This is a genomic window from Devosia beringensis (genome assembly GCF_014926585.1).
GTDB classification, from domain to species: Bacteria; Pseudomonadota; Alphaproteobacteria; order Rhizobiales; family Devosiaceae; genus Devosia; species Devosia beringensis.
This window is the reverse complement of sequence record NZ_CP045422.1, coordinates 1,518,920-1,539,107: the sequence shown is the minus strand read 5'-3', so window position 1 is coordinate 1,539,107 and position 20,188 is coordinate 1,518,920. Positions and strand designations below refer to the sequence as shown.

The window sequence follows — 20,188 nt, the reverse complement described above, 5'->3', positions numbered from 1 at the left end:
AAGGCCACGCACGACAGCCTAATCCAGGCCGAGGAGCGTCGGTTAGGAGACTATGGCCGCTAGTCGGACCGCCACCACGCGGAGAAGGTGGTTGGCCAACATTATGACTTCCATTGCTTCAACCGGGTCTTCGAGGTTTACGTCTCGATGCGACTGCGGGTTCTTGTATGATCCAATTGTGCCGGAGAAGAGCTCCGACCTTGCTTGCCTCTCCGCGTGGTGGGCTGTCATGTCGGCCAACGGACCGTTCTCTGGGTGGAAAGCCCGCCGCATCAAGTCTGTGCCCATTAACTTCTCGAAACCAGGTTCCTCTCGAACGGCAAGTTTTACTGCGACTTCGACCGCTTTAGTCGCAAGGAAGACCGCCACGTCGTAGTCGCCTCGCATGTACGCCAACCACACATTCTCTCGAATGGATGCATGCAAAGCATCACGTGGAAGCTGCCTAGCAATCGCATAGGCAGCAAAATCCTGTTCGTTCTCAAAAGCCCGAGCTCGTCGGCTGAGCACACGAAAACCGTTCTGCCCATTCATGCCCAGCGCAGGAACGATCAATCCCTGTGCCTCGATCCAGGCCCATGCTTCGATCAACGCCATGTTGATCTGATCCTCGCGCTCCCTCGGGTACTTGAGTGCGCCTCCGTGATTCGTCCAAAGCTCACTGATCATGCTTTGCGGGTGGAACATATTCATATTAAGGATCCCGTTGGCGCCGCGCTGCCTAACCAGAAACAGCAGCTTCGCACCAAGCTCTTCGGGCTGGAGGAGCAGGAGGCCGTCAACGTCAGGAATGGCTGTTGGTAGTTCCTGCATGACCGCTCCTTGAGGGATGTGCAGCTACCCTTGCATGCAACGGGGGGGCGGTCAAAAGGTCACAAACGGCCTTACTCCCGGACCCGCGGCGACCTCATGCAGAGATTTTTTCGTGATAGCGCGAAATATGGCCGATAGACCGAATTAATCGAACCGCCACCCATCCGCAAAGTCCCGCATCCATTGAGCAATCGACACGCACTGGCAGCCGACCACCGCCATATTATTCCGTGGACCGCGCTTGCGCGTAGCATTGCGGCCGTTCTCGGGCTGGTGGGAGCCGCGAAGGCATGAAGCACTGGCTTACACCCCGCGACCAGGCCAACCGCTTCGCACCACGCTAGCCCAACACCTGGGCGGTGCGGCTGGGGTACCGGGTCGGCGGATCGCTAGAGTGGCGCGCGACCAACTATTGAAGGTAGCCCTTCCGTTCGCGCCCGACATCATCTAACCGAAAGTCGTGAGCAATGTTGCGCTCTGAGGCGGAGGCCTAGGCTGTGTACAATCTGATTATGCGGGGCAATGACGAGCCTTGGAATCCGGGAGGCTCTCAGATGGAGCTGGCCCGCGTACTAGAGTACACGGGCGTCTGGCAGCAGCGGGAGTACGCTGCGAAAGACATGGTCGCCTTCGAAGCTCTTCGAGCATTTCCAGTGTTGCTAGGGTTCGAAAAAGGCGCTGAAAACCCGGCCAGAATTGCTTGGCTCACTGATCTTCTGATTGACAGCGGGGACGTCCATTTTCGTTTCAGGGTTGACGAGAGCTTTGACCCAATCCCCACTGCGACCGTCTTCGAACACCGTCGAGAGCTTGGTTTCGACCACGATTGGGAAGACAACCGTACTCATTGGGCAGTTAAGGACGCCGATCTAATTCAATGGGCGACCGCTAATGGTTTCCGCCGAGCCGTCGCGGCACCCGAACCGCCGAGGCCGGTTGAGCGCGCTCGCGTTTTCATCGTTCACGGGACGAATGACGCAGCCAAAAACGAGCTGGCGCTCTACCTCACGCGCGTCGGCACACTGCCGGTCATTCTGCACGAGCAGGTCAACGCAGGGCGGACGATCATAACCAAGTTCATCGAGACTGCCGCAACCGCCGACTTTGCCGTTGTCCTCATGACCGGCGATGACGTGGGCGGTCGGGACTCAGCTAGCCTATCGCCGCGAGCGAGGCAGAACGTGATCTTTGAGCTTGGTTTCTTCCTGTCCCAGCTTCCAGCGGAGCGCGTGGTTGTTCTTCTCGGCCCTGGTGTCGAGCGACCGTCTGACTATCAGGGTGTCGTTTACATTAGCCACCAGCCGGGCTGGAAAAACGAGCTGGCCCGCGAAATGTCGGCCGCTGGAATTGCCATCGATTTTGAGGCAGCGATCCGCAGTTAGCGTGCGTCAGGCCGGAGCGCCTTGGTTCACGGGAGTGAGCGGGATGACGTGAGCCCCCGACTTCATCCAGCCGAGAGCAGAGTCCTTTCGTCGTTTGAGCCTTTCGGGCTCGGTGGTGCAATGGGAGGGAGCGCGGTGCTCCCCAGTTGCTCAAGCGCTCCGTCCCATTGCATGCCGGGAGCGTTGAGTTTTGCGTAGATGGCCGGCGGCAGATTGCCAAGGCTGCCATGTGGTCTGACTGTGTTGTAGTCCTCCTTCCAGGCCGCCAGGTTGAACCTGGCGTGTGCCAATGAGGTGAACAGGGTCTCGTTGAGCAGTTCGTCACGCAGCCGGCCGTTGAAGCTCTCCACGAACGCGTTCTGTGTCGGCTTGCCGGGCGCGGTGTAGTGCCATTCAATCCGCCGATCCTGGCTCCAGCGCAGGATTGCCATACTGGTCAGTTCCGTCCCGTTGTCACTGACCACAGTGTGCGGTCGGCCACGCTGGACCATGAGCAGATCCAGTTCTCGCGCCACCCGAAGCCCGGACAGCGATGTATCGGCGATCAGGCAGAGGCATTCCCTGGTATAGTCATCGACAATGCACAGGATGCGGAAGCGTCGACCATCGGTCAGCGCATCGCTGACAAAATCGAGGGACCAACGCTGGTTCGGACCTGACGGCAGGACCATGGGCGCCCGTGTACCCAAGGCTCTTTTGCGGCCGCCGCGACGGCGAACCTGCAGCCGTTCCTCGGCATAGATCCGACGCAGCTTCTTGTGGTTGAGCATGATCCCCTCCCGATCCAACAGCACATGCAGCCGGCGATAGCCGAACCGGCGGCGCACGGCCGCCAGTTCGCGCAGCCGTGCCCGAACGGCCTGATCATCGGATCGCGTGCTCACATGACGCACCGATGTTCGATCAACCCCGATCACCGAACACGCCCGACGCTGGCTCACCGCGAAGGCCTCGCAGAGGTAAGCCACGGCTTCTCGCCTGACGGCGGGCGTTACCATTTTTTTGTGCTGAGATCCTTGAGCATGGCGTTGTCCAGCATCGCCTCGGCCAACAGCTTCTTGAGCCGGGCGTTCTCGTCTTCCAGGACCTTGAGCCGCCGTGCCTCGCTGACGTCCATGCCGCCGAACTTGGCCTTGTACTTGTAAAACGTCGCGCTGCTCACGCCATGCTTGCGGCACACATCGGCAGTCGGCATCCCGGCCTCCTGCTCCTTGATCATGCCGATAATCTGTTCCTCGCTGAACCGCGAAGCCTTCATTGTCCGTCTCCTTTAATGGACGGACTCTACTCATTTTTGGAGGAGATCTAAGGGCTCACGTCAGCGCGCATACCTAAGTATCCGGAGCTTTGTCTTCGGCGAATCCGATGTCGATCAGGTCGTACGTCAACTAGCTTAGGCGGAAATGAGTGCTTTCCCACTTGTCGAACTTCCGCGACAGTTAGTGCACCGCGGCATCGCCGCCCCGCGCCTCGACATTTGAGCTGAATCGGCACGAGGGGTTTCGTTAAGGTGGTTGGTTGTGACTGCCGTCCGAGTCGACCGTTCAGTAGGGCATCGCCTTGTCCACGACGCCCAGAAGCTCTTGGCCCTGCCAGTAACGATCCAGATTGTCCAAAAAGAAGGCGGTTATGCGCTCCCGCGTCTCGGGCGAATTGCCTGAAATATGCGGCGACAGTCGCACCTTGGAATGCCTATAGAGCCAATGCCCGTTCGGCGGCGGCTCGGGATCGCTCACGTCGAGCGTGGCGCCGCCCAATGTGGTGTCGAGCGCGTTGCGCAACGCCGCCGTAACGATCACCGGGCCGCGCCCCACATTGATGAGATGGGCACCCGGCTTGGTGACGGCAAAGGCCGCCTGGTCCAGCAGGCCGCGGGTTTCGACCGTCAACGGCGTGCAGACCACGATATGGTCCGAGCGCCGCAGCAAGGAGGTCAGCGGCACGATATCGACGCCATCCATGCCGCTTGGGCCAGGCGAACGCCGGGTGCCGATCACCGACATGCCGAAGGGCAGAGCGCGCTGGGCAATCGCCTTGCCGATCTCGCCAAAGCCGATAATCCCCAGGGTCAGCCCATGCAGGCTCGCCAGCTTGTGCTGGTGCCATTCGGCCGGATTGTTGGCCCAGATCTGCGGGATCTGCTTGGCAAAACTCAGCATGGCGGCCATCACATATTCCGCGATCGGCACGGCATAGCCCCCCCGCGTCACGGTGACCTTGGGCACCTCGAAAATCCAGGCTGGATACTTGTCGATGCCGGTGGATCGCAGATGCACCCATTTGAGGTTGAACGGCCAGCCCGGCGGGGCTGGCATATCCTTGTGCAGGCCCACCACCTTGCTGTCCTGGTTGACCAGCAGCACCTCGGCCCCGTCCGGAATCTGCCAGCCCGTTTCGGGCCTGTCGCCAAGCGCATGGAAGCCCACGCCCGGCGGCAGCCCTGCTGCCACCGATACCGCGAGGCTCTCGCCATATTGGTGGACAATCACCAGCCCCATGGGACTAGCGTGTCCGGACCAGGACGCGGCCTTTGACCTTTCCGTCCAGGATCCGGCCGGCCGCCTCGGGCAGCTCTTCAATGCCGATTTCCTCGATCAGATCGGCATATGCCGCCAGATCAAGGCTTTGCGCCAGGCGCGACCAAGCGGCGACGCGCACATCATAGGGCTGCATGACGCTGTCAATGCCGATCAGCGTCACCGCCCGCAACAGGAAGGGCAGCACATTGGTCTCAAGCTCGATACCCGCCGCATTGCCGATGGCCGCGACTCCGCCGCCATATTTGACCTGCTTGAGCAGCTTGGCCAGGATCTTGCCGCCCACGCTGTCGATAGCGGCTGCCCAGCGCGCCGATTCCAGCGGCTTGTCGGGCTGGGCGAGGAACTCGTCGCGGGCCAGCACAGCGCTGGCGCCCAGCGCCTTGAGCCGATCGGCATGCTCGGGCCGACCGGACAGGGCCACCGACTGGTAGCCAAGGGCGCCCAGCAGCGACAGGGCGATCGTGCCCACGCCGCCCGCGGCGCCGGTCACCAGCACATCGCCGCTTTGCGGCGTTAGCCCGGCGGCCTCGAGGCGGTTGATGGCCAGCATGGCGGTGAGCCCGGCCGTGCCCACCATCATGGCATCGCGGGTAGTTAGGCCCTTGGGCAGGGGCACCAGCCAGTCGGCATTGACGCGGGCGCGCTGGGTATAGCCACCCCAATGGCTTTCACCGACGCGCCAACCGGTGAGCACCACCTGGTCGCCCTTGCTGTAGCGATCGTCCTGGCTATCGGCGACAGTGCCGGCAAAGTCTATGCCGGCGACATGGGGATAGGTGCGCACCAGGCCACCGGCGCCCGTCAGACAAAGCCCGTCCTTGTAGTTGAGCCCCGCCCATTCCACATCGACCGTCACATTGCCTTCGGGCAGCCGGTCATCCGTCAGCGTTTCAACGCCGGAGACGACACGGCCGTCATCGCTTTTGGTGGTGACGAGGGCTTGGAAACTCATGAGATCAGTCCTTCTTGAAACAATAGCGAGGGCAGGGGCGGGCGGGTCAGACCTTCCAGTCGTCACCCCAAACCTGCACGGTGTGGCCCGGCGAAATCTCGCGATACTGGCGTTCGGGCGAGATGAAGTCGACGGGGCGGATAGTGCTCTTGATCTCGTCATTGCTGACCGGGCGCACCTGATTGCGCCGGGCAGGATCGGGCACCGGCACGGCGGCCATCAGCCGCTTGGTATAGGGGTGCTGCGGATTGCCAAACACGGCAGCTACCGGCCCCTTCTCGACGATCTCCCCGAGATACATCACGGCCACCTGGTGGCTGATGCGCTCGACCACGGCCATGTCGTGCGAGATGAACAGGTAGGACAGGCCAAACTGCTCCTGCAGATCCATCATCAGGTTGACCACCTGGGCCTTGATCGACACGTCGAGCGCCGAGACGCTTTCATCGGCAACGATCACCTTGGGTTCAAGCGACAGCGCCCGGGCAATGCAGATGCGCTGTCGCTGGCCGCCTGAGAACTGGGAGGGGTAGCGGCTTGCCATGTCGGCGCTGAGGCCGACCCGCTCGAGCAGATCCATTGCCTTGTCGCGCGCCTGGGCTTTGGTGCCCATCTTGTGCGTTAGAAAAGGCTCGGCGATGGCGTCGCCGATATTCATGCGCGGGTTGAGGCTGGCATAGGGATCCTGGAAGATCATCTGGATGTGCTTGCGCATGGCGCGCATACGATCCTTGTCCAGCGCCCTGATATCTGTGCCTTCGATGCTGATCTCGCCGCTTTGCGGTTCGATCAGGCGCATGATGGCGCGGCCGGTCGTCGACTTGCCGCACCCGGATTCCCCGACGAGCGACAGGGTCTCCCCAGCGCGCAGATCAAAGCTGACGTTCTCGACGGCGTGAACCCGGCCCGCGGGACCGCTGAACAGGCCGCCCGGAATATCGAAGCGCTTGACTAGGTCACGCACCCGCAGCACAGGATCGCCACCCTGGCGCACCGTGTCGGGGCGCTCACGCACTGCCGACAGCAGACCAGTGGCGCGATCGAGGATGGGGAAATGCTGCGGCCCGTTCTGGCTGCCTTCGCCCAGTCTGGGCACCGCGGCGATCAGCGCCCGTGTATAGGGGTTCTGCGCATTGGCGAAAATGACCTCGGTACTGTCGGACTCCACCGCCTTACCCTGCAGCATCACGACAGTCCGGTCCGCCACCTCGGCGACCACGCCCATGTCATGGGTGATGAACAGCACGCCCATTCCCTCTTCCTGCTGCAGCTGCTTGATCAGCTGCAGGATCTGGGCCTGGATGGTGACGTCGAGCGCCGTTGTCGGTTCGTCGGCAATCAGCAACTGCGGCTTGCAGGCCAGCGCCATGGCGATCATCACGCGCTGCCGCATGCCGCCCGATAGTGCATGCGGAAAGTCCTTGAGCCGGGACGCTGCGCCCGGAATACGCACCCGCTCGAGCAGCCGTTCGGCCTCCTTATAGGCTGCCTGCCCCGAATGCAGGCCATGAATGGTCAGGACCTCGGCGATCTGCTGGCCGATGGTCTGCAGCGGATTGAGACTGGTCATGGCCTCCTGGAAGATCATGCCCATCTGGCGGCCACGAATGGTCCGCATCTCGCCGGGCGCCAGCTGGAGCAGTTCACGTCCGGCCAGCTTGACCGAGCCCTCGACACGGCTCATGGCCGGATCGAGCAGGCGCATTATCGAGAGCGCCGTGACGGATTTGCCCGACCCCGACTCCCCCACCACGGCGACGGTTTCCCGGGCGCCAATGTCAAAACTGATGCCCTTGACGATCTCCACCCAGCCCCGCGTGGTGTTGAACGCGGTCTTGAGGTCGCGCACCGACAGGACGGCGGCGGGTGCGGCTTCGGCATGCATGTGTTCGGCGGTGACAGTGCTCATGGCAGCCATGCTGTCCTCCTAGCGCGCGGTTGAGGGATCGAGTGCATCACGCACCGCATCGCCAACCAGGTTGAAAGACAGCACCACAAGGGTAATGGCGATACCGGCGCCGATGATCGGCCAGGGCGAACCGAAGAGGCTGTTGAGCCCATCGCGGATGATGTTGCCCCAGCTCGGATTGGGCGCCCGCGTACCGATGCCCAAAAAGCTAAGCGAGGCCTCGATGCGGATGGCGGAGGCAACCCACAGCGTCATCAGGGCGACGATGGGCGCCATGATATTGGGGATGATGTGGCGGAAGATGATGACCGGGGTGCGCACGCCTACGGCAATCGCTGCCTCGACAAAGGGCTCCTGTTTGATCGAGAGCGTCTGCGCCCGCGCCACCCGGGCAAAGCCGGGAATGAAGGCGACGGTGATCACCGCGATGATGTTCCAGAATCCGCCACCCAAGACGGCGGCGATCAGAATGGCGAGCAACAGTTCAGGAAAGGCCAGCAGCAGGTCGATCAGGCGCGAGATCAGCCGGTCGATCGTGCCGCCGAAATAGCCGGCAATCACGCCCAGCATGGTGCCGAATATGGCGGCCAGCACCGGGGAAATGAAGCCGAACAGCAGTGAGTTGCGCGAGCCGTAGATCAGCCGGCTTAACACATCGCGGCCGAACTGGTCGGTACCGAGCCAGTTTTCCTGGCTTGGCAGTCGGTTGATCTTGAGCACCGATTGCGCCAGCGGATCATAGGGCGCGATCCAGGGAGCCAAGGCTGCCACGATGACGAAGACGACGATCATGGCGGTGGCGAAGGCGGTCTCGGGGCGCCCGAGCAGGATCTTGCGGACCGTGTCGAAAAAGCCGGGTTCGGCAGGCGGCAGGATGCGGGTTTCTTCGGAAATGACTGACATCTTAGCTCACCCGCACACGTGGATCGACGATCACATAGACAAGGTCCATCAACAGGTTGATCAGGACCACGAATACCGCGAAGACCAGCACGCCGCCCTGGATCACCGCATAGTCGCGCTGGGCGATGGCGTCGATGAGGAGGCGCCCGATGCCCGGCCGGTTGAACACCAGCTCGACGGCCACCGAGCCTGACAGCGTCGAAAGCAGGCTCAGCCCCAGGCCGGTGGAAATGGGCAGCATGGCATTGCGCAACCCGTGCCGGTAGATGACGCGGTTTTCCTTGGCGCCCTTGGCGCGCGCTGTGCGGACATAGTCCTTGCCCAGCACTTCGAGCAGGCTGGTGCGGGTAAGACGCCCCAGAAAGGCGGCCTTGACGAAAGCCAGGGTCAGGGCCGGCAGGAAGATGTGGTGCAGGCGGCTGGCGAAGTCGGTGCCGGCGCCATTGATCGGGAACCAGCCCATATTCAGCGAAAATACGATGAGCAGGATGGCGCCGAGGAAGAAGTCGGGGATGGCATAGCCGATCAGAGAAAACAGCCGAACCCCGGTATCGGGCAGCTTGTTGCGGTTGGTCGCGGCCACCACACCCATGGGAATGCCGGCGGCAATGCCCATCAGCATGGCTGCTGCGGTGAGCTCGATCGTATAGGGCAGATTCTGCGCGATCAGCGTCAGCACGGGCGTATTGGTCAGCAGTGAACGCCCAAGATCGAGCGTCAGCACCCCGCCCATGAAATTGAGATATTGCTGCCAGAGCGGCACGTTGAGGCCCATCCGTTCGCGGAAGTCGGCCAACTGCTCGGGCAGGGCCGCGTCGCCAAGGGCCGCTAGGGCCGGATCGCCCGGCAGAATGCGCATGGCGATAAACACCAGCGTCAGCACCAGGAACAATGTGGGTATCGCATCACCCAGGCGAAGCAGCAGATATCTGGCCATTTGTCGTGTACCGCCTTGTAGAGACCGGGCCCCCAGTGAGGGGCCCGGAATGCAGGAAAAATCAGACCGTCTTGGTCGCGCGATGGAAACGCCAGCGGGCGTAACCACTCTGGACCTCGTAGCCGAGGTCGATCTGGGCGCGCCGGACGGCCGTGAAGCCGAGCGTTGATAGCCCGATCAGCGGCAGATCACGCAGCACCTGCAGCTCGATCTGCTTGCAGAGGTCGAGATAGGTCTCGTAATCGCTGGCCGTGAGCGCTTGGGTCAGCAGATCATCGATACCGGGCATGGCAACGCCGTAATGGCTGTAATTGCCGCCGCCCGAACCATCGGCCTTGACTTCCGAAGCCGATGCCAGCTGCTGGAAGTAGATCTGCGTGGGGATCGGCGGATAGCTCGATGAGTGCATCGCCAGGGTGTTTTTGTCCGAGCGATTATCCGCGTGATAGGCCGTGTGATCCCCGATGATCAGGTTCATGTTGAACCCGGCAGCGCGTAACTGCTCCTGCACGATCAGCATGGTGGACGAATAGTCCTCGCGCTGGCTGCAATTGCTGTCGAAGACGATGCCATCGGGGAAGCCCGCTTCGGCCAGCAAGGCGCGGGCCTTTTCCGGATCATAGGGATAGCGCAGTTCTTCGGGCAGGTCTTCAGTGGCAAAGCCGGCCGGGAAGAATTCCGGCTGCAAGCCGTTCATCGTGCCGCCCATGGGCGCAAGCGCCGCCGCCACGGCCGGACGATCGATGGCATGCATCAGCGCCTGGCGCACCAGTAGGTTGTCGAAGGGCTCACGCGTCAGGTTGATGTGCAGTGTGTTGAATGAGCCCGGCACGGTCATGTCGATGATCAGGGTCGGATCCCGCTGCAGAATCGAGTCGATCCAGCCCGGTGCCCGCACCGCTTCGATGATGTCGACATTGCCGGCCAGCAGTGCCAGCGTCCGCGCGGTGGTATCGGCAATATAGACACATTCGACATTGGCGATCTTGGCTTTTTCGCCCCAATAGCCATCATGCCGCGTCAGCCGCGTGCCGAATTCGGGGTCGAACTCGACCAGTTGATAGGGTCCGGTGCCGACGGCATCGGTGGCAAAGGCTTCGGCGCCGATTTCCTCATAGGCCTTTTTGGAGATGATCGAGGTATTGTTGTTGAAGATCGAGGTGCCCAGCAGGTTCACGTCGGGCTGTTTGAGGGTGATGGTCACCTCATAGGGGCCATTGGCCACCACGCTGTCGATATTGGACAGGATGGTCTTGTTGGTGCCCTCGGCGATGGCGCGCTCGTAGGAGAACACCACGTCTTCCGAGGTCATTTCGCCATAGTCGCGGTGGAACTGCACCCCTTCGCGTAGCTTGAAAGTCCACACCTTTGCATCGTCGGACTGCGTCCATTCCGTCGCCAGCGTGGGCAGGTACTCTTCGGGAGTCAGGGCAAAGCGGCCGTCATCGGGACGGACGAGTTGCTCATACATCTGCTCGGTCGCCCAGTTGTCCGAGCCCTGTGTGGTCAGGTTCGGATCGGAGTGGCGCGGATTGTTCGCCGCGATACCCATGCGCAGGGTATCGCCCTCCTGCGCGCTTGCCGTACTGAGGCTGATTGCCGACAAGGCCGTCGTTGCGGCTGCCAGCTCCATGAAGTTACGTCTGTTCAGTGCCATTTGGGGATCCTCCTCCCAGTTGAGACGACGCCTGGCCTCCACCAGGCGCCGCCATCTCTACGCCTTTGTGGCGCGGTGTAGTCTCCATCGTGCGTAGCCGCTCTGGACCTCGTAGCCGAGCTCGAGACGCGAATTGCGCACCATGGTGTAGGACAGTGTCGACAGACCGATCAGCGGCAGGTCGCGCAGGACCTGCAGTTCGATGTCGCGGCACAATTGCAGATAGGTGTCATAGTTCGTGGCGCTGAGCGCCTGTTCGATCAGCTCGTCGACACCCGGAATGGCTACGCCGTAATGGCTGTAATTGCCGCCGCCCGAGCCGTCGGCCTTCACCTCAGCCTTAGAATAAAGCTGCTGGATATAGAGCTGTGACGGGATGGGCGGATAGCTTGAGGCATGCATAGCCAGCGTGTTTTTGTCCGAGCGGTTATCCGCATGATAGGCGGTGTGATCGCCGATGATCAGGTTCATGTTGAACCCGGCCGGCCGGATCAGCTCCTGCACGATCAGCATGGTCGAGGAATAATCCTCGCGCTGGCTGCAAAGCGCATCAAAGCTCACGCCATCGGGGAAACCGGCCTCGGCCAGCAAGGCCCGCGCCCGCTCCGGATCATAGGGATAGCGCAGCTCTTCGGGCAGTTCCTCGGTGGTGAGGTTAGGGGGGAAAAAATCCGGCTGCAGGCCGACCAGCAGGCCGCCCATGGGCGCCAGCGCCTGGGAAACCGTGGGGCGATCGATGGCGTGCATCAGCGCCTGGCGCACCAGCAGATTGTCGAAGGGAGCGCGGGTGAGGTTGACATGCAGCGTGTTGAACGAGCCCGGCACGGTCATGTCGATCTGCAGGGTGGGGTCGCGCTGCAGGATGGAATCGATCCAGCCCGGCGCCCGCACCGCCTCGATCATATCCACCTGGCCAGACACCAAGGCCAGGGTCCGGGCGGTGGTATCGGCAATGTAGAGGCATTCGATATTGCCGACCTTGGCCGGCTCGCCCCAGTAATCGGCAAAGCGCTGCAGATAGAGCCCGCTTTCGGCATCGAAGCGCACCAGTTCATAAGGGCCGGTGCCGATGGCATCGGTGGTGAAAGCCTCGACACCAATTTCCTCATAGGCCTTCTTGGAGGCGATATTGGCGTTCAGCGAAAACACCGTCGTACCCAGGAAGTTCACGTCGGGCGCCAGCAGGGTGATGACCAGCTCATAGGGGCCCGCTGCCACCGCATCCGCGATATTGGCAAAGATCACCCGCGACGTGCCGAATTCCTTGGCCTTGAGAAAGGTGAAAGCCGCGTCTTCGGCGGTCATTTCCCCATAGCCGCGATGGAACTGCACGCCTTCGCGCAGCTTGAAGGTCCAGGTCTTGGCGTCTTCCGAAACGCTCCACTCGGTCGCGAGCACCGGAAGGTAGTCCTCGGGGGTGAGTGCAAACCGCCCGTCCTCGGGGCGCACCAATTGCTCATACATCTGCTCGACGGCCCAGTTGTCCGGCCCCTGCGTCGTCTGGTTGGGGTCGGAATGGCGCGGATTATTGGCCGCAATGCCGATGCGGATCGTGTCATCGCTCTGGGCGCGGGCGGCGGTCGAGCTGAACGCGGTCACGGCGGTGGACGCTGCTGCCAGCTCGATAAAATGGCGACGATTCAAAGTCATACTGGTTCCTCACGAATAGTTGGGGCCTTAGCGGACGCGTCTTTGTTCAAGTTCACTGTCGATGATATCGAGCCCGAGGCCCGGGCTGTCGGGGATCTGGAACTTGCCATCCACCGGCTTGGGTGGGTTGCTGAAGGCGGGGTGCATCCTGGTGTCCGGATCGGCAAATTCGGCGGGCTTGGTCAGGTGCATGATGGTGGCCAGCACATGCAGGTTCGCCATGTGGCCGATGGTCGGCTGGGTCTGGTGCGGCACCAGTTCCACGCCATGCGCGAAGGCGATGGCGGCGCACTGCATCAGCCCGGTAATGCCGCCCATCTTGACGATATCGGGCTGCACCATGCGCACACCGGCATTGATGATGTCGACCAAGGCCTGGGTCGTATAGGTCTGCTCGGCGGCGGACACGGTGATGTCGAGCCGCTGCGCGACCTCACCCATGGCGCGCACGTCATAGTGCTGCACCGGCTCTTCGAACCAGATATAGCCCAGCTCCTCGAGCGCCCGGCCCACGCGGATGGCGCCGCCGACCGAATATTGATTATTGGCATCGAAGGCGAGCGGGAAGTCGTCCCCGACCAGCTTGCGCACGGCCTTGGCCTTGGCGATATCGCCGGGGATATCGAAATCCTGCCGCGTCCGGTCGCCATCCCAGCGGATCTTGATCGCCGCCGGCTTTTCCGCCAGCCAGCGCTGTTCCACCACGCGCACCGTGTCGTCGACGCCGCGACTGGCATTGCCGCCGATCGATGCATAGAACGGCACCTCGGTGCGCCAGGCCCCGCCCAGCAGCTTGTAGATCGGCAGCTCGAAGAGCTTGCCCTTGATGTCCCACAGGGCAATGTCGAGCGCCGCCAGCGCTCCGGTCACCGCGCCCTCCGGCCCCAGCTTGATATAGCGGTGCAACAGCCGGTCATAGATCACCGAATGGTCCAGGACATCGGCACCGATCAGGGTTTCGGCAGCGTCGCGCAGCACCCATAGCGAATGCTCGCCCCCGAACATCGGGGACGCCTCGCCATAGCCGACAATGCCCTCTTCGGTCGTGACGCGGACAATGGCGCTGCGCCGGCCGGGCGCGTCATTAGAATTCCAGGCGACCTGGAAGGCGTCAACCGATTTGATGACAGATGCTTTGGCCATGGGTCAGCCCTCCTCAGGCCGCTACTAGAATGCTCTCAAGATGCTCGCGCACCGGGGTCGGAAACGGCTTGGGCCGTTTGGTCTGCTGGTCGACGAAAACATGCACGAAATGGCCGGATGCCGATGCTTCCTCGTCGTCATTGACGAAGGCGGCCAGCCCGTAGCGCGCCGACGACGTGCCGATATGCTCGACCCGCAATCCCATCTCCAGCCGGTCGGCGAAGACGATTTCGCGATGGAAGCGGCAGCCATTCTCGGCCACCACCATGGCTGCCCTTTCCGTGCCTATCCCCAGGTCACGGGTGTGCAGGAACCCCAGCACCGTCGTGTCGAAAAACTCGTAATAGCGGGCGTTGTTGACGTGCCCGAAAATATCGATGTCGTTCCAGCGCAAGGTCACGCCGGTAAACCAGCGGAACGCCGCGCGACGCTCGGCGGGAGCCCGGCTGTTCATGACAGCCTTACCCATGGCGCAACCATGCGCGGCAAGCGGTCTTGCATTCGCTAATTCTCCCATCGGCCTGGTCGGTTGTTTCTGGCGTCAACCTGTCACCGGCACCTAAACCTTGCATCGAATGCATCCGGATGCAAGGCCGAATTCCCGCCTAAACGGTGGTATTTGGCAGCCATTTCATAATGTGTTCGGCGACAGCCATTGTCGTGCCGGACTGGTTGGTCACGGCGATGTCGGCCAGCGAGCGGTGGCGTTCGGAATCCACGCTGGTGACGGTGTAGGACACGGTCACCGTGTCGCCGGGAAAGACCGGTGCCACAAAGCGCATGCGCTCATAGCCCAGCGCCACCGGCGTGCTGGTATTGCCCCGCTCTTGCGCCACCCGGATCGCCCTGGTGCCAGCGGCCGACATATAGCCCACCAGCAGCGCCCCATGGGCGATGATGCCGCCAAAGGCCGACGCCGCCATGACCTGTGGATCCGTATGGGCTTCGTAGTCGTCCCCGCTCAACTCGGCAAAGCGCGCAATATCCTCCGCCGTGACGGTCCTCGTATAGGTAGCGGTCAGATCGGTGACCGAGCCGGTCCAGTCATCAGCCATAGATCTGGGTCCTTCTGAAGCGCGCGGCCGGAACGCCATCGGCAAGCAGCACCTCGTCGGAAACGAAATAGTGCTTGCCCTTGCGTTCATATGTTTCGGCAATCCTGCCCGCGGTGCGGATCGTTTGGCCTGGGTAAACCGGCCGGAAATGCTGCGCCTCGGCTTCCACGAGCACCACGGCGGCCGGGAACTTCCACCCGCCATTGACGTCGCCCATCCCGGTTCGCATCAGCATGCCGGAATGGACAAAGCCGTGCTCGGCATAAAGGGGATGCTGTTCGGCAAAGGCCGACAGCGATGCGGCATAGTCCGCCGCCGTCAGCTCCCGGTCGCGTCCATGCAGCGGCGCGCCGACGGGCAGGGCGCCGGCCGCAACTGGGGGCGGACTGGCGGGCATATCCAGCAGCTCGAGCGTGGTGGGATCAGGGGCCGGGACCGGCTGGTGCGGCAGCGCGATCCAGCCGGTGGCCACTTCCTCGCCATCGCCATTGCGCACGCTGACCGCGCTGCGCAGCAGGCTGCCGTCATCCTCCAGGGCCCCGGCAGTGACGGTGATATCGTCATGGTTGTAGACCGGCCGGCGGAACCGCGCCGACATGGCGCCGCGCTCGACCCAATCGACGCCCCAGGCGTGGATGGCGGCCCGGCTGATATGGCCATAGACGAAGGCCCCCGGGATCAGCGCCGCCTTGTATCCCCGCGCCCGCGCCACGACGTCGTCATGGATCGAGCCGGGATAATGCGGCGCGTCATCGAGCAGGACATGCACGTCGAAGCTGCGCGGAAACTCGGCCGACATCTTACGCCCCCGCCAGCGGTTCGGTGCCCATGGCGTCGCTGGCCTCGATGGCCGCCACTTCCTCTGGCGAAAGCTTGAGAATGGTCTCGAGCACATGGCGGTTGTGCCAGCCAAAGGGCGGTGCCGAACGCAGCTGGGCGCCGGGCGTCGTGCTGAGGTGAATGGGCAGGCTGGGGTGGCGGTGCCGTCCCGCATCGGGATGATCGAGCTCGGTGAAAAAGCCACGATGCGCCAGATAGGGGTCTTCGGCCACATCCTTGGGATCCTGCACTGGCGCGGCCGCAATGCCCGCCGATTGCAGGCTTTCGGCCAGCTGGTGCTTGTCGTGATTGCTCGTCCAGGCGGCAATGATCTCGGTCAGCTCGTCCTCATTGTCCCGCCGGCGCGCCAGGTCGGTAAAGCGCGGGTCATCGGCCAGCTCGCGCTGCCCCATGGCCTGACACAGGGCGCGCCACTGCGTCTCGTCGAGCGCGGCAATGGCGATCCACTGATCGTCGCCCTTGGTCGGAAACGCGTCATGCGGGCTGGCAAACGGGACCCGGTTGCCATTGGGCGCCGGATCGTCGCCGGTCTCGCCGGCCTTGAGGATTTCCGCGCCGATCAGCTGCATCGCCGCCTCGACCTGAGGCACTTCCACATACTGGCCCTCGCCGGTCTTCTGGCGGTGGATCAGCGCGGTCAGGATCGCCGCCGCCGCGTTGAAGCCGCCGATCGGATCGAGATAGGACGGCCCCGTCACCTCCGGCTGCCCCCCGGGATAGCCGATCATCGCGGACATGCCGGCGGCCATTTCCATTGTCGGCCCCAGGGCTGCATAGCTCGACATCTTCCCCTCGACGCCAAAGGCGGGCAGTTCGGCCACGATAATGTCGGGCTTGATCGCCGTGAGGCTTTCATAGTCCACGCCCAGCTTCTTGAGCGTTCCCGGGCGGAAATTGCAGATCAGCACATCGGCGACCGCCACCAGGCGCCGCAGCGTCGCACGGCCCCCCTCGGTCTTGAGGTTGAGGATGCAGCTGAGCTTGTTGACGTTCTGCGAATTGAACAGGAACGAGCGGTCATACCACCGGTCTCCCGGCTCCATGTCGGGGAAGTTGTGCGGATTGGGGCGGTCCTTGTTGAGGCGCCACGAATTGACCCGGTTGGGAGCCTCCACGTGAATGGACTCCGCGCCCATATAGGCCAGCACCCGCCCCGACATCGGCCCGGCCCAGGCCGTGGTGAGTTCAATGACGCGCAGGCCATCGAGCGGCCGCTGGCCGCTGCTGGTCGGTCTGGCCGCTATGGTCGATCGGGGCGTCCAGGCGGGCGGCGCGACGTCGCCGGGCTGCGGCGCAGCCGCCGAAACCTGGCGCGGCGTGCGGGTCAACCGGAAGGCCGGTCCCAGCATGCGGCGTCCATCGACTTCGGACCAGTAGTTGCGGGCGTCGAGGTGGCTGTTGTGGACCAGCTCGGAGGGTCGATAGGCCTTGGCGGCAATGACCTGGGCGCGCTGCAGGATTTCGACCAGATCCTCGGCCGGCATGTCGGCAACCTTGGCCTGGAAAATGGCAAACAGCACATCCCAGTTGGCACGGCGGTCCGCCGGATCGGCAAAGCGCGGATCGTGTTCGAGCTCGCCCAGTTCGAGCGCCTCGAGCAAGGCATGCCAGCGGAAATTGTAGATCCAGATACAGACCCAGCCGTCCCGGCACAGCACCTGTCCGGCCTGCACGGCCTGTTCGGTGCGCTGCCGCACCGTGCCGTTATAGATGTGCTGCATGATATAGGGAAAGCACATGGCGGCCGCGGTCTCGGCGGCGTCGATCCGCACCACCTGGCCTTGCCCGCTGTCCTCGCGCACATAAAGCGCGGCCAGGGCGCCGACAAAGGCACCGACGCCGCTGGCGATCGCCGCGCGATTGCCCGTGCCGAACAGCGGTTCGCGGCCCGCCGCGCCATTATTGTGCATCATGCCGGATAGCGCCTGCAGCACGATCTCGGGGCCTTGCCAGTGCGCGCGCGGACCATCGGTGCCGAACAGCGACGGCCGCACCACGACCAGCGACGGATAGGCCGCGCTGATCGCCTCCGGATCGGTGTCATTGGGCAGCACGGCGACGTCGGCGCCCGCCAGCAGCATGGCGAAGGTAGCGTCGCCCTCTTCGGTGTCCCGGTCGAGCACCAGGGAATGCTTGTTGGTGTTGAGATGGAAGAACTGCAGTGAGTCCCCGGCCTGCGAAAACGGCGCCATGCCGCGCAGGGGCGAGCCGCCCACCGGCTCCACCAGCATGACCGAAGCGCCATAATCGGCAAACAGTCGGGCGCAATACTGCCCGGCTAGACTATTGGAAAAATCGACCACCCGCAGATGGCCCAATGCGGTACCCATCGGCCCACTCCTCCCAGAATTGGTTACTCAGCACGTCGCCTTCTGTGAGGCAGTCAAGTTCACGCCGATGCCGACACGATAGAATGACGTTGCATCCGGATGCAACAATAAAGTACGCACCACGTGGAGGCTTCCATCGCGCTTGGGCTTGGATATAAAGGGCGGGGTACGGGGGATGGTATGACGAAGGTGGATGGCAAGAACGATGCCGCGCGGCACAAGCCGATCACTGCCCGCGACCTGGCGCGATTGGTGGGGGTGAGTCAGTCAGCCGTGTCCCGCGCATTTTCCCCCGGGACCTCGATTTCCAACGAGCTCCGCCAGCGCATCCTGCGCGCGGCGGAAAAGTTCGACTATCACCCCAATGCCATTGCCTCGATGCTGTCCACGCGCCGCAGCAATATTGCCGGCATTGTCGTCTCGGAAATGCAGAACCCGTTTTATCCGACGCTGATTGAAAAGCTGTCGCGCGAGCTGCAGCGGGTCGGGCTGCAGAGCCTGATGTTCAACATCACGCGCGGCTCCAATATCGAAGAGCAGCTGGTCGCCCTGCGTAAATACAATGTCGATGCCGTCGTGGTCATATCCGCCACGGTGCTATCTGGCGCCTCGCTGCACTGGGCAACCGAGGGCCGCGCCGCCGTGCTGGTCAATCGCACCATTCCCGACGAGACGCTGACCTCGGTCTGCTGCAACAATGTCGAGGGCGCTCGCGCCATTGCGGACCATTTCCATGCGCTGGGGCGTCGCCGTGTCGCCTTCGTCGCCGGCCTGCCGCATACCTCCACCAATTTGGAACGGCAAAATGCCTTCGTCACCCGCGTCGCCGAACTTGGCATGAAGCTGACGCGCTGCATTCCGGGTGGCGAATACAGCTACGAGGCCGGCTATCGGGCCGGGCTGGAGATCGCCCAGGGCGAACCCACCGATGCGGTATTCTTCGCCAACGATATTCTGGCGGCGGGGGGATTCGATGCCCTCAAGGAAACGCTGGGGCTCACCATTCCGGACGATATCGCCATAGCCGGCTTTGACGATGTGGCGCTCACCCGCTGGCCGCATTACTCGCTGACGACATTCCGGCAGCCCGTTGACGCCATGGTCGAGCTGACGGTGCAACTGATCACCCAGCAACTGGCGCGCTCCAGTCTGCCGCCGACGCAGAATTCACTGAGCGGCGAGTTGATCGTCCGCCATTCAACGGCGGGCCATCAGGCCGTGGAGACCATCGACGCACCGGGCCTACCGCTCCCGACCAGCAAGTGACTGGCTGAGCCGCAGCGCCACGTCGACGACCTGGGCCCCCACCACGGGCAGCCGCTCCAGCGTCAGCCGCGCGGCCAGTCCCGACACGGACACGGCCGCGATCGCCTCGTTGCGCCGGTCGCGCACCGGGCTGGCGACACAGCGCAGGCCCTGCGAGAACTCGTGCTCATCTACCGCATAGCCGCGCTCGCGCACCAAAGCCAGTTCCTCGAGCAGCGCCTCCGTCCCGCCCGGCCCGGCGCTGGTGGTCCGCGGCAGGCCGGCCTGTTTCAGCAGGGCGTGCACATCCTCGTCGCGATAGGTCGACAGGATTGCCTTGCCCATGGCGGATCCGAACAGCGGCGCCCTGCCACCGGTCCGCCCGATGGCGCGCACGATTTCCCGGCTCTCGATCTGCCCCATCAGCACGATGGCGCCGTCATCGACAATGCCGATATTGGCCGTCTCGCGGGTCAGGTCGCGCAGCGGGCGCAGCAACGGCAAAGCCGGCGCCAGCACCGATTGCCGCTGTCCATAGGCAAGGCCCACCGAAAATGTCTGCCTTCCCACGAACCACAGCGCATTGACAGGATCGAAATGCACGAACTGGCGAGTCTGCAGCGTGGTCAGCAACCGATGCGCGGTCGAGGGCGATAGCCCGGTTTTTTGCACCAGATCGGTCAGCCGCAGACCGGAGCCATCCTCTGCGAGCGCCTCCAGCAGCGCCATTGCCCGCTCCACCGATTGCACCAGGTCGCGGCTTTTGGCGGCCTTTTCCGCGTCGCCGGCGAGGCGAGGGGGCGCAGTATCAAGCGTGGCGGGGCTGGCCATG

17 protein-coding genes are annotated in these 20,188 nt (G+C 63.1%); 2 read left to right on the top strand and 15 right to left on the bottom strand.

From position 1 onward, the window contains the following. Positions 1-42 precede the first annotated feature (42 nt). A complete protein-coding gene (locus GDR53_RS07445) occupies positions 43-813 on the bottom strand; it encodes a TIGR02391 family protein (RefSeq protein ID WP_193337430.1) in 771 nt (256 codons plus the stop codon). A 554-nt stretch (positions 814-1,367) separates the two neighbouring features. On the opposite strand from GDR53_RS07445, the gene GDR53_RS07440 reads away from it, so the two are divergent. Next, the gene (locus GDR53_RS07440) at positions 1,368-2,195 is read left to right on the top strand and encodes a TIR domain-containing protein (RefSeq protein WP_193337429.1); all 828 of its coding nucleotides are present in this window, start codon (positions 1,368-1,370) and stop codon (positions 2,193-2,195) included. 62 nt (positions 2,196-2,257) lie between these two features. Here the strand turns inward: GDR53_RS07440 and GDR53_RS07435 are convergent. From GDR53_RS07435 to GDR53_RS07375, 13 genes are all read right to left on the bottom strand, one after another. Then, a protein-coding gene (locus tag GDR53_RS07435; protein ID WP_193335575.1) for an IS3 family transposase occupies positions 2,258-3,453 on the bottom strand; the annotation gives its coding sequence in 2 pieces (ribosomal slippage) (positions 2,258-3,204 and positions 3,204-3,453; 1,197 coding nt in all). Positions 3,454-3,739: 286 nt separating this feature from the next. Then, positions 3,740-4,693, bottom strand: a complete 954-nt coding sequence (locus GDR53_RS07430) for an NAD(P)-dependent oxidoreductase (protein WP_193337428.1) — start codon at positions 4,691-4,693, stop codon at positions 3,740-3,742. Between the two features lie 4 nt (positions 4,694-4,697). Continuing rightward, positions 4,698-5,687 (bottom strand): oxidoreductase, encoded by a 990-nt coding sequence (locus GDR53_RS07425; RefSeq protein ID WP_193337427.1) that lies wholly within the window; start codon positions 5,685-5,687, stop codon positions 4,698-4,700. Between the two features lie 46 nt (positions 5,688-5,733). Further along, a complete protein-coding gene (locus GDR53_RS07420) occupies positions 5,734-7,596 on the bottom strand; it encodes an ABC transporter ATP-binding protein (protein WP_193338009.1) in 1,863 nt (620 codons plus the stop codon). Between the two features lie 18 nt (positions 7,597-7,614). Beyond that, positions 7,615-8,499, bottom strand: a complete 885-nt coding sequence (locus GDR53_RS07415; protein WP_193337426.1) for an ABC transporter permease — start codon at positions 8,497-8,499, stop codon at positions 7,615-7,617. A 1-nt stretch (position 8,500) separates the two neighbouring features. Continuing rightward, positions 8,501-9,436: an ABC transporter permease gene (locus tag GDR53_RS07410; RefSeq protein ID WP_193337425.1), complete on the bottom strand. Its 936-nt coding sequence runs from the start codon at positions 9,434-9,436 to the stop codon at positions 8,501-8,503. 61 nt (positions 9,437-9,497) lie between these two features. Next, positions 9,498-11,093 carry an ABC transporter substrate-binding protein gene (locus tag GDR53_RS07405; RefSeq protein ID WP_193337424.1) on the bottom strand — a complete coding sequence of 532 codons (1,596 nt, stop codon included), beginning with the start codon at positions 11,091-11,093 and terminating at the stop codon, positions 9,498-9,500. 57 nt (positions 11,094-11,150) lie between these two features. After that, the gene (locus GDR53_RS07400) at positions 11,151-12,743 is read right to left on the bottom strand and encodes an ABC transporter substrate-binding protein (RefSeq protein WP_193337423.1); all 1,593 of its coding nucleotides are present in this window, start codon (positions 12,741-12,743) and stop codon (positions 11,151-11,153) included. Positions 12,744-12,770: 27 nt separating this feature from the next. Beyond that, positions 12,771-13,886: a mandelate racemase/muconate lactonizing enzyme family protein gene (locus tag GDR53_RS07395; protein WP_193337422.1), complete on the bottom strand. Its 1,116-nt coding sequence runs from the start codon at positions 13,884-13,886 to the stop codon at positions 12,771-12,773. Between the two features lie 13 nt (positions 13,887-13,899). Further along, the gene (locus tag GDR53_RS07390) at positions 13,900-14,340 is read right to left on the bottom strand and encodes an acyl-CoA thioesterase (protein ID WP_193337421.1); all 441 of its coding nucleotides are present in this window, start codon (positions 14,338-14,340) and stop codon (positions 13,900-13,902) included. Between the two features lie 151 nt (positions 14,341-14,491). Beyond that, on the bottom strand, positions 14,492-14,941 hold the full coding sequence (locus GDR53_RS07385) for a MaoC family dehydratase (RefSeq protein WP_193337420.1): 450 nt from the start codon (positions 14,939-14,941) through the stop codon (positions 14,492-14,494). Then, complete coding sequence (locus tag GDR53_RS07380) at positions 14,934-15,740, bottom strand: hotdog family protein (RefSeq protein WP_193337419.1); 807 nt, start codon at positions 15,738-15,740, stop codon at positions 14,934-14,936. Before GDR53_RS07380 ends, GDR53_RS07385 begins: the two co-directional genes overlap by 8 nt. A 1-nt stretch (position 15,741) precedes the next feature. Further along, positions 15,742-18,111, bottom strand: a complete 2,370-nt coding sequence (locus tag GDR53_RS07375; RefSeq protein WP_193337418.1) for a CaiB/BaiF CoA transferase family protein — start codon at positions 18,109-18,111, stop codon at positions 15,742-15,744. Positions 18,112-18,291: 180 nt separating this feature from the next. Here GDR53_RS07375 and GDR53_RS07370 point away from each other — a divergent pair, with 180 nt between their 5' ends. Beyond that, the gene (locus GDR53_RS07370) at positions 18,292-19,377 is read left to right on the top strand and encodes a LacI family DNA-binding transcriptional regulator (protein ID WP_193337417.1); all 1,086 of its coding nucleotides are present in this window, start codon (positions 18,292-18,294) and stop codon (positions 19,375-19,377) included. On the opposite strand, the gene GDR53_RS07365 is transcribed toward GDR53_RS07370, so the two are convergent. Further along, positions 19,354-20,187 carry an IclR family transcriptional regulator gene (locus GDR53_RS07365; protein ID WP_193337416.1) on the bottom strand — a complete coding sequence of 278 codons (834 nt, stop codon included), beginning with the start codon at positions 20,185-20,187 and terminating at the stop codon, positions 19,354-19,356. The genes GDR53_RS07370 and GDR53_RS07365 overlap by 24 nt on opposite strands. Position 20,188 lies beyond the last annotated feature (1 nt).

Coding starts and splice junctions, on each gene's coding strand:
- GDR53_RS07445 (WP_193337430.1), bottom strand. CDS start 813: ATGCAGGAACTACCAACAGCCATTCCTGACGTTGACGGCCTCCTGCTC.
- GDR53_RS07440 (WP_193337429.1), top strand. CDS start 1,368: ATGGAGCTGGCCCGCGTACTAGAGTACACGGGCGTCTGGCAGCAGCGG.
- GDR53_RS07430 (WP_193337428.1), bottom strand. CDS start 4,693: ATGGGGCTGGTGATTGTCCACCAATATGGCGAGAGCCTCGCGGTATCG.
- GDR53_RS07425 (WP_193337427.1), bottom strand. CDS start 5,687: ATGAGTTTCCAAGCCCTCGTCACCACCAAAAGCGATGACGGCCGTGTC.
- GDR53_RS07420 (WP_193338009.1), bottom strand. CDS start 7,596: ATGAGCACTGTCACCGCCGAACACATGCATGCCGAAGCCGCACCCGCC.
- GDR53_RS07415 (WP_193337426.1), bottom strand. CDS start 8,499: ATGTCAGTCATTTCCGAAGAAACCCGCATCCTGCCGCCTGCCGAACCC.
- GDR53_RS07410 (WP_193337425.1), bottom strand. CDS start 9,436: ATGGCCAGATATCTGCTGCTTCGCCTGGGTGATGCGATACCCACATTG.
- GDR53_RS07405 (WP_193337424.1), bottom strand. CDS start 11,093: ATGGCACTGAACAGACGTAACTTCATGGAGCTGGCAGCCGCAACGACG.
- GDR53_RS07400 (WP_193337423.1), bottom strand. CDS start 12,743: ATGACTTTGAATCGTCGCCATTTTATCGAGCTGGCAGCAGCGTCCACC.
- GDR53_RS07395 (WP_193337422.1), bottom strand. CDS start 13,886: ATGGCCAAAGCATCTGTCATCAAATCGGTTGACGCCTTCCAGGTCGCC.
- GDR53_RS07390 (WP_193337421.1), bottom strand. CDS start 14,340: ATGAACAGCCGGGCTCCCGCCGAGCGTCGCGCGGCGTTCCGCTGGTTT.
- GDR53_RS07385 (WP_193337420.1), bottom strand. CDS start 14,941: ATGGCTGATGACTGGACCGGCTCGGTCACCGATCTGACCGCTACCTAT.
- GDR53_RS07380 (WP_193337419.1), bottom strand. CDS start 15,740: ATGTCGGCCGAGTTTCCGCGCAGCTTCGACGTGCATGTCCTGCTCGAT.
- GDR53_RS07375 (WP_193337418.1), bottom strand. CDS start 18,111: ATGGGTACCGCATTGGGCCATCTGCGGGTGGTCGATTTTTCCAATAGT.
- GDR53_RS07370 (WP_193337417.1), top strand. CDS start 18,292: ATGACGAAGGTGGATGGCAAGAACGATGCCGCGCGGCACAAGCCGATC.
- GDR53_RS07365 (WP_193337416.1), bottom strand. CDS start 20,187: ATGGCCAGCCCCGCCACGCTTGATACTGCGCCCCCTCGCCTCGCCGGC.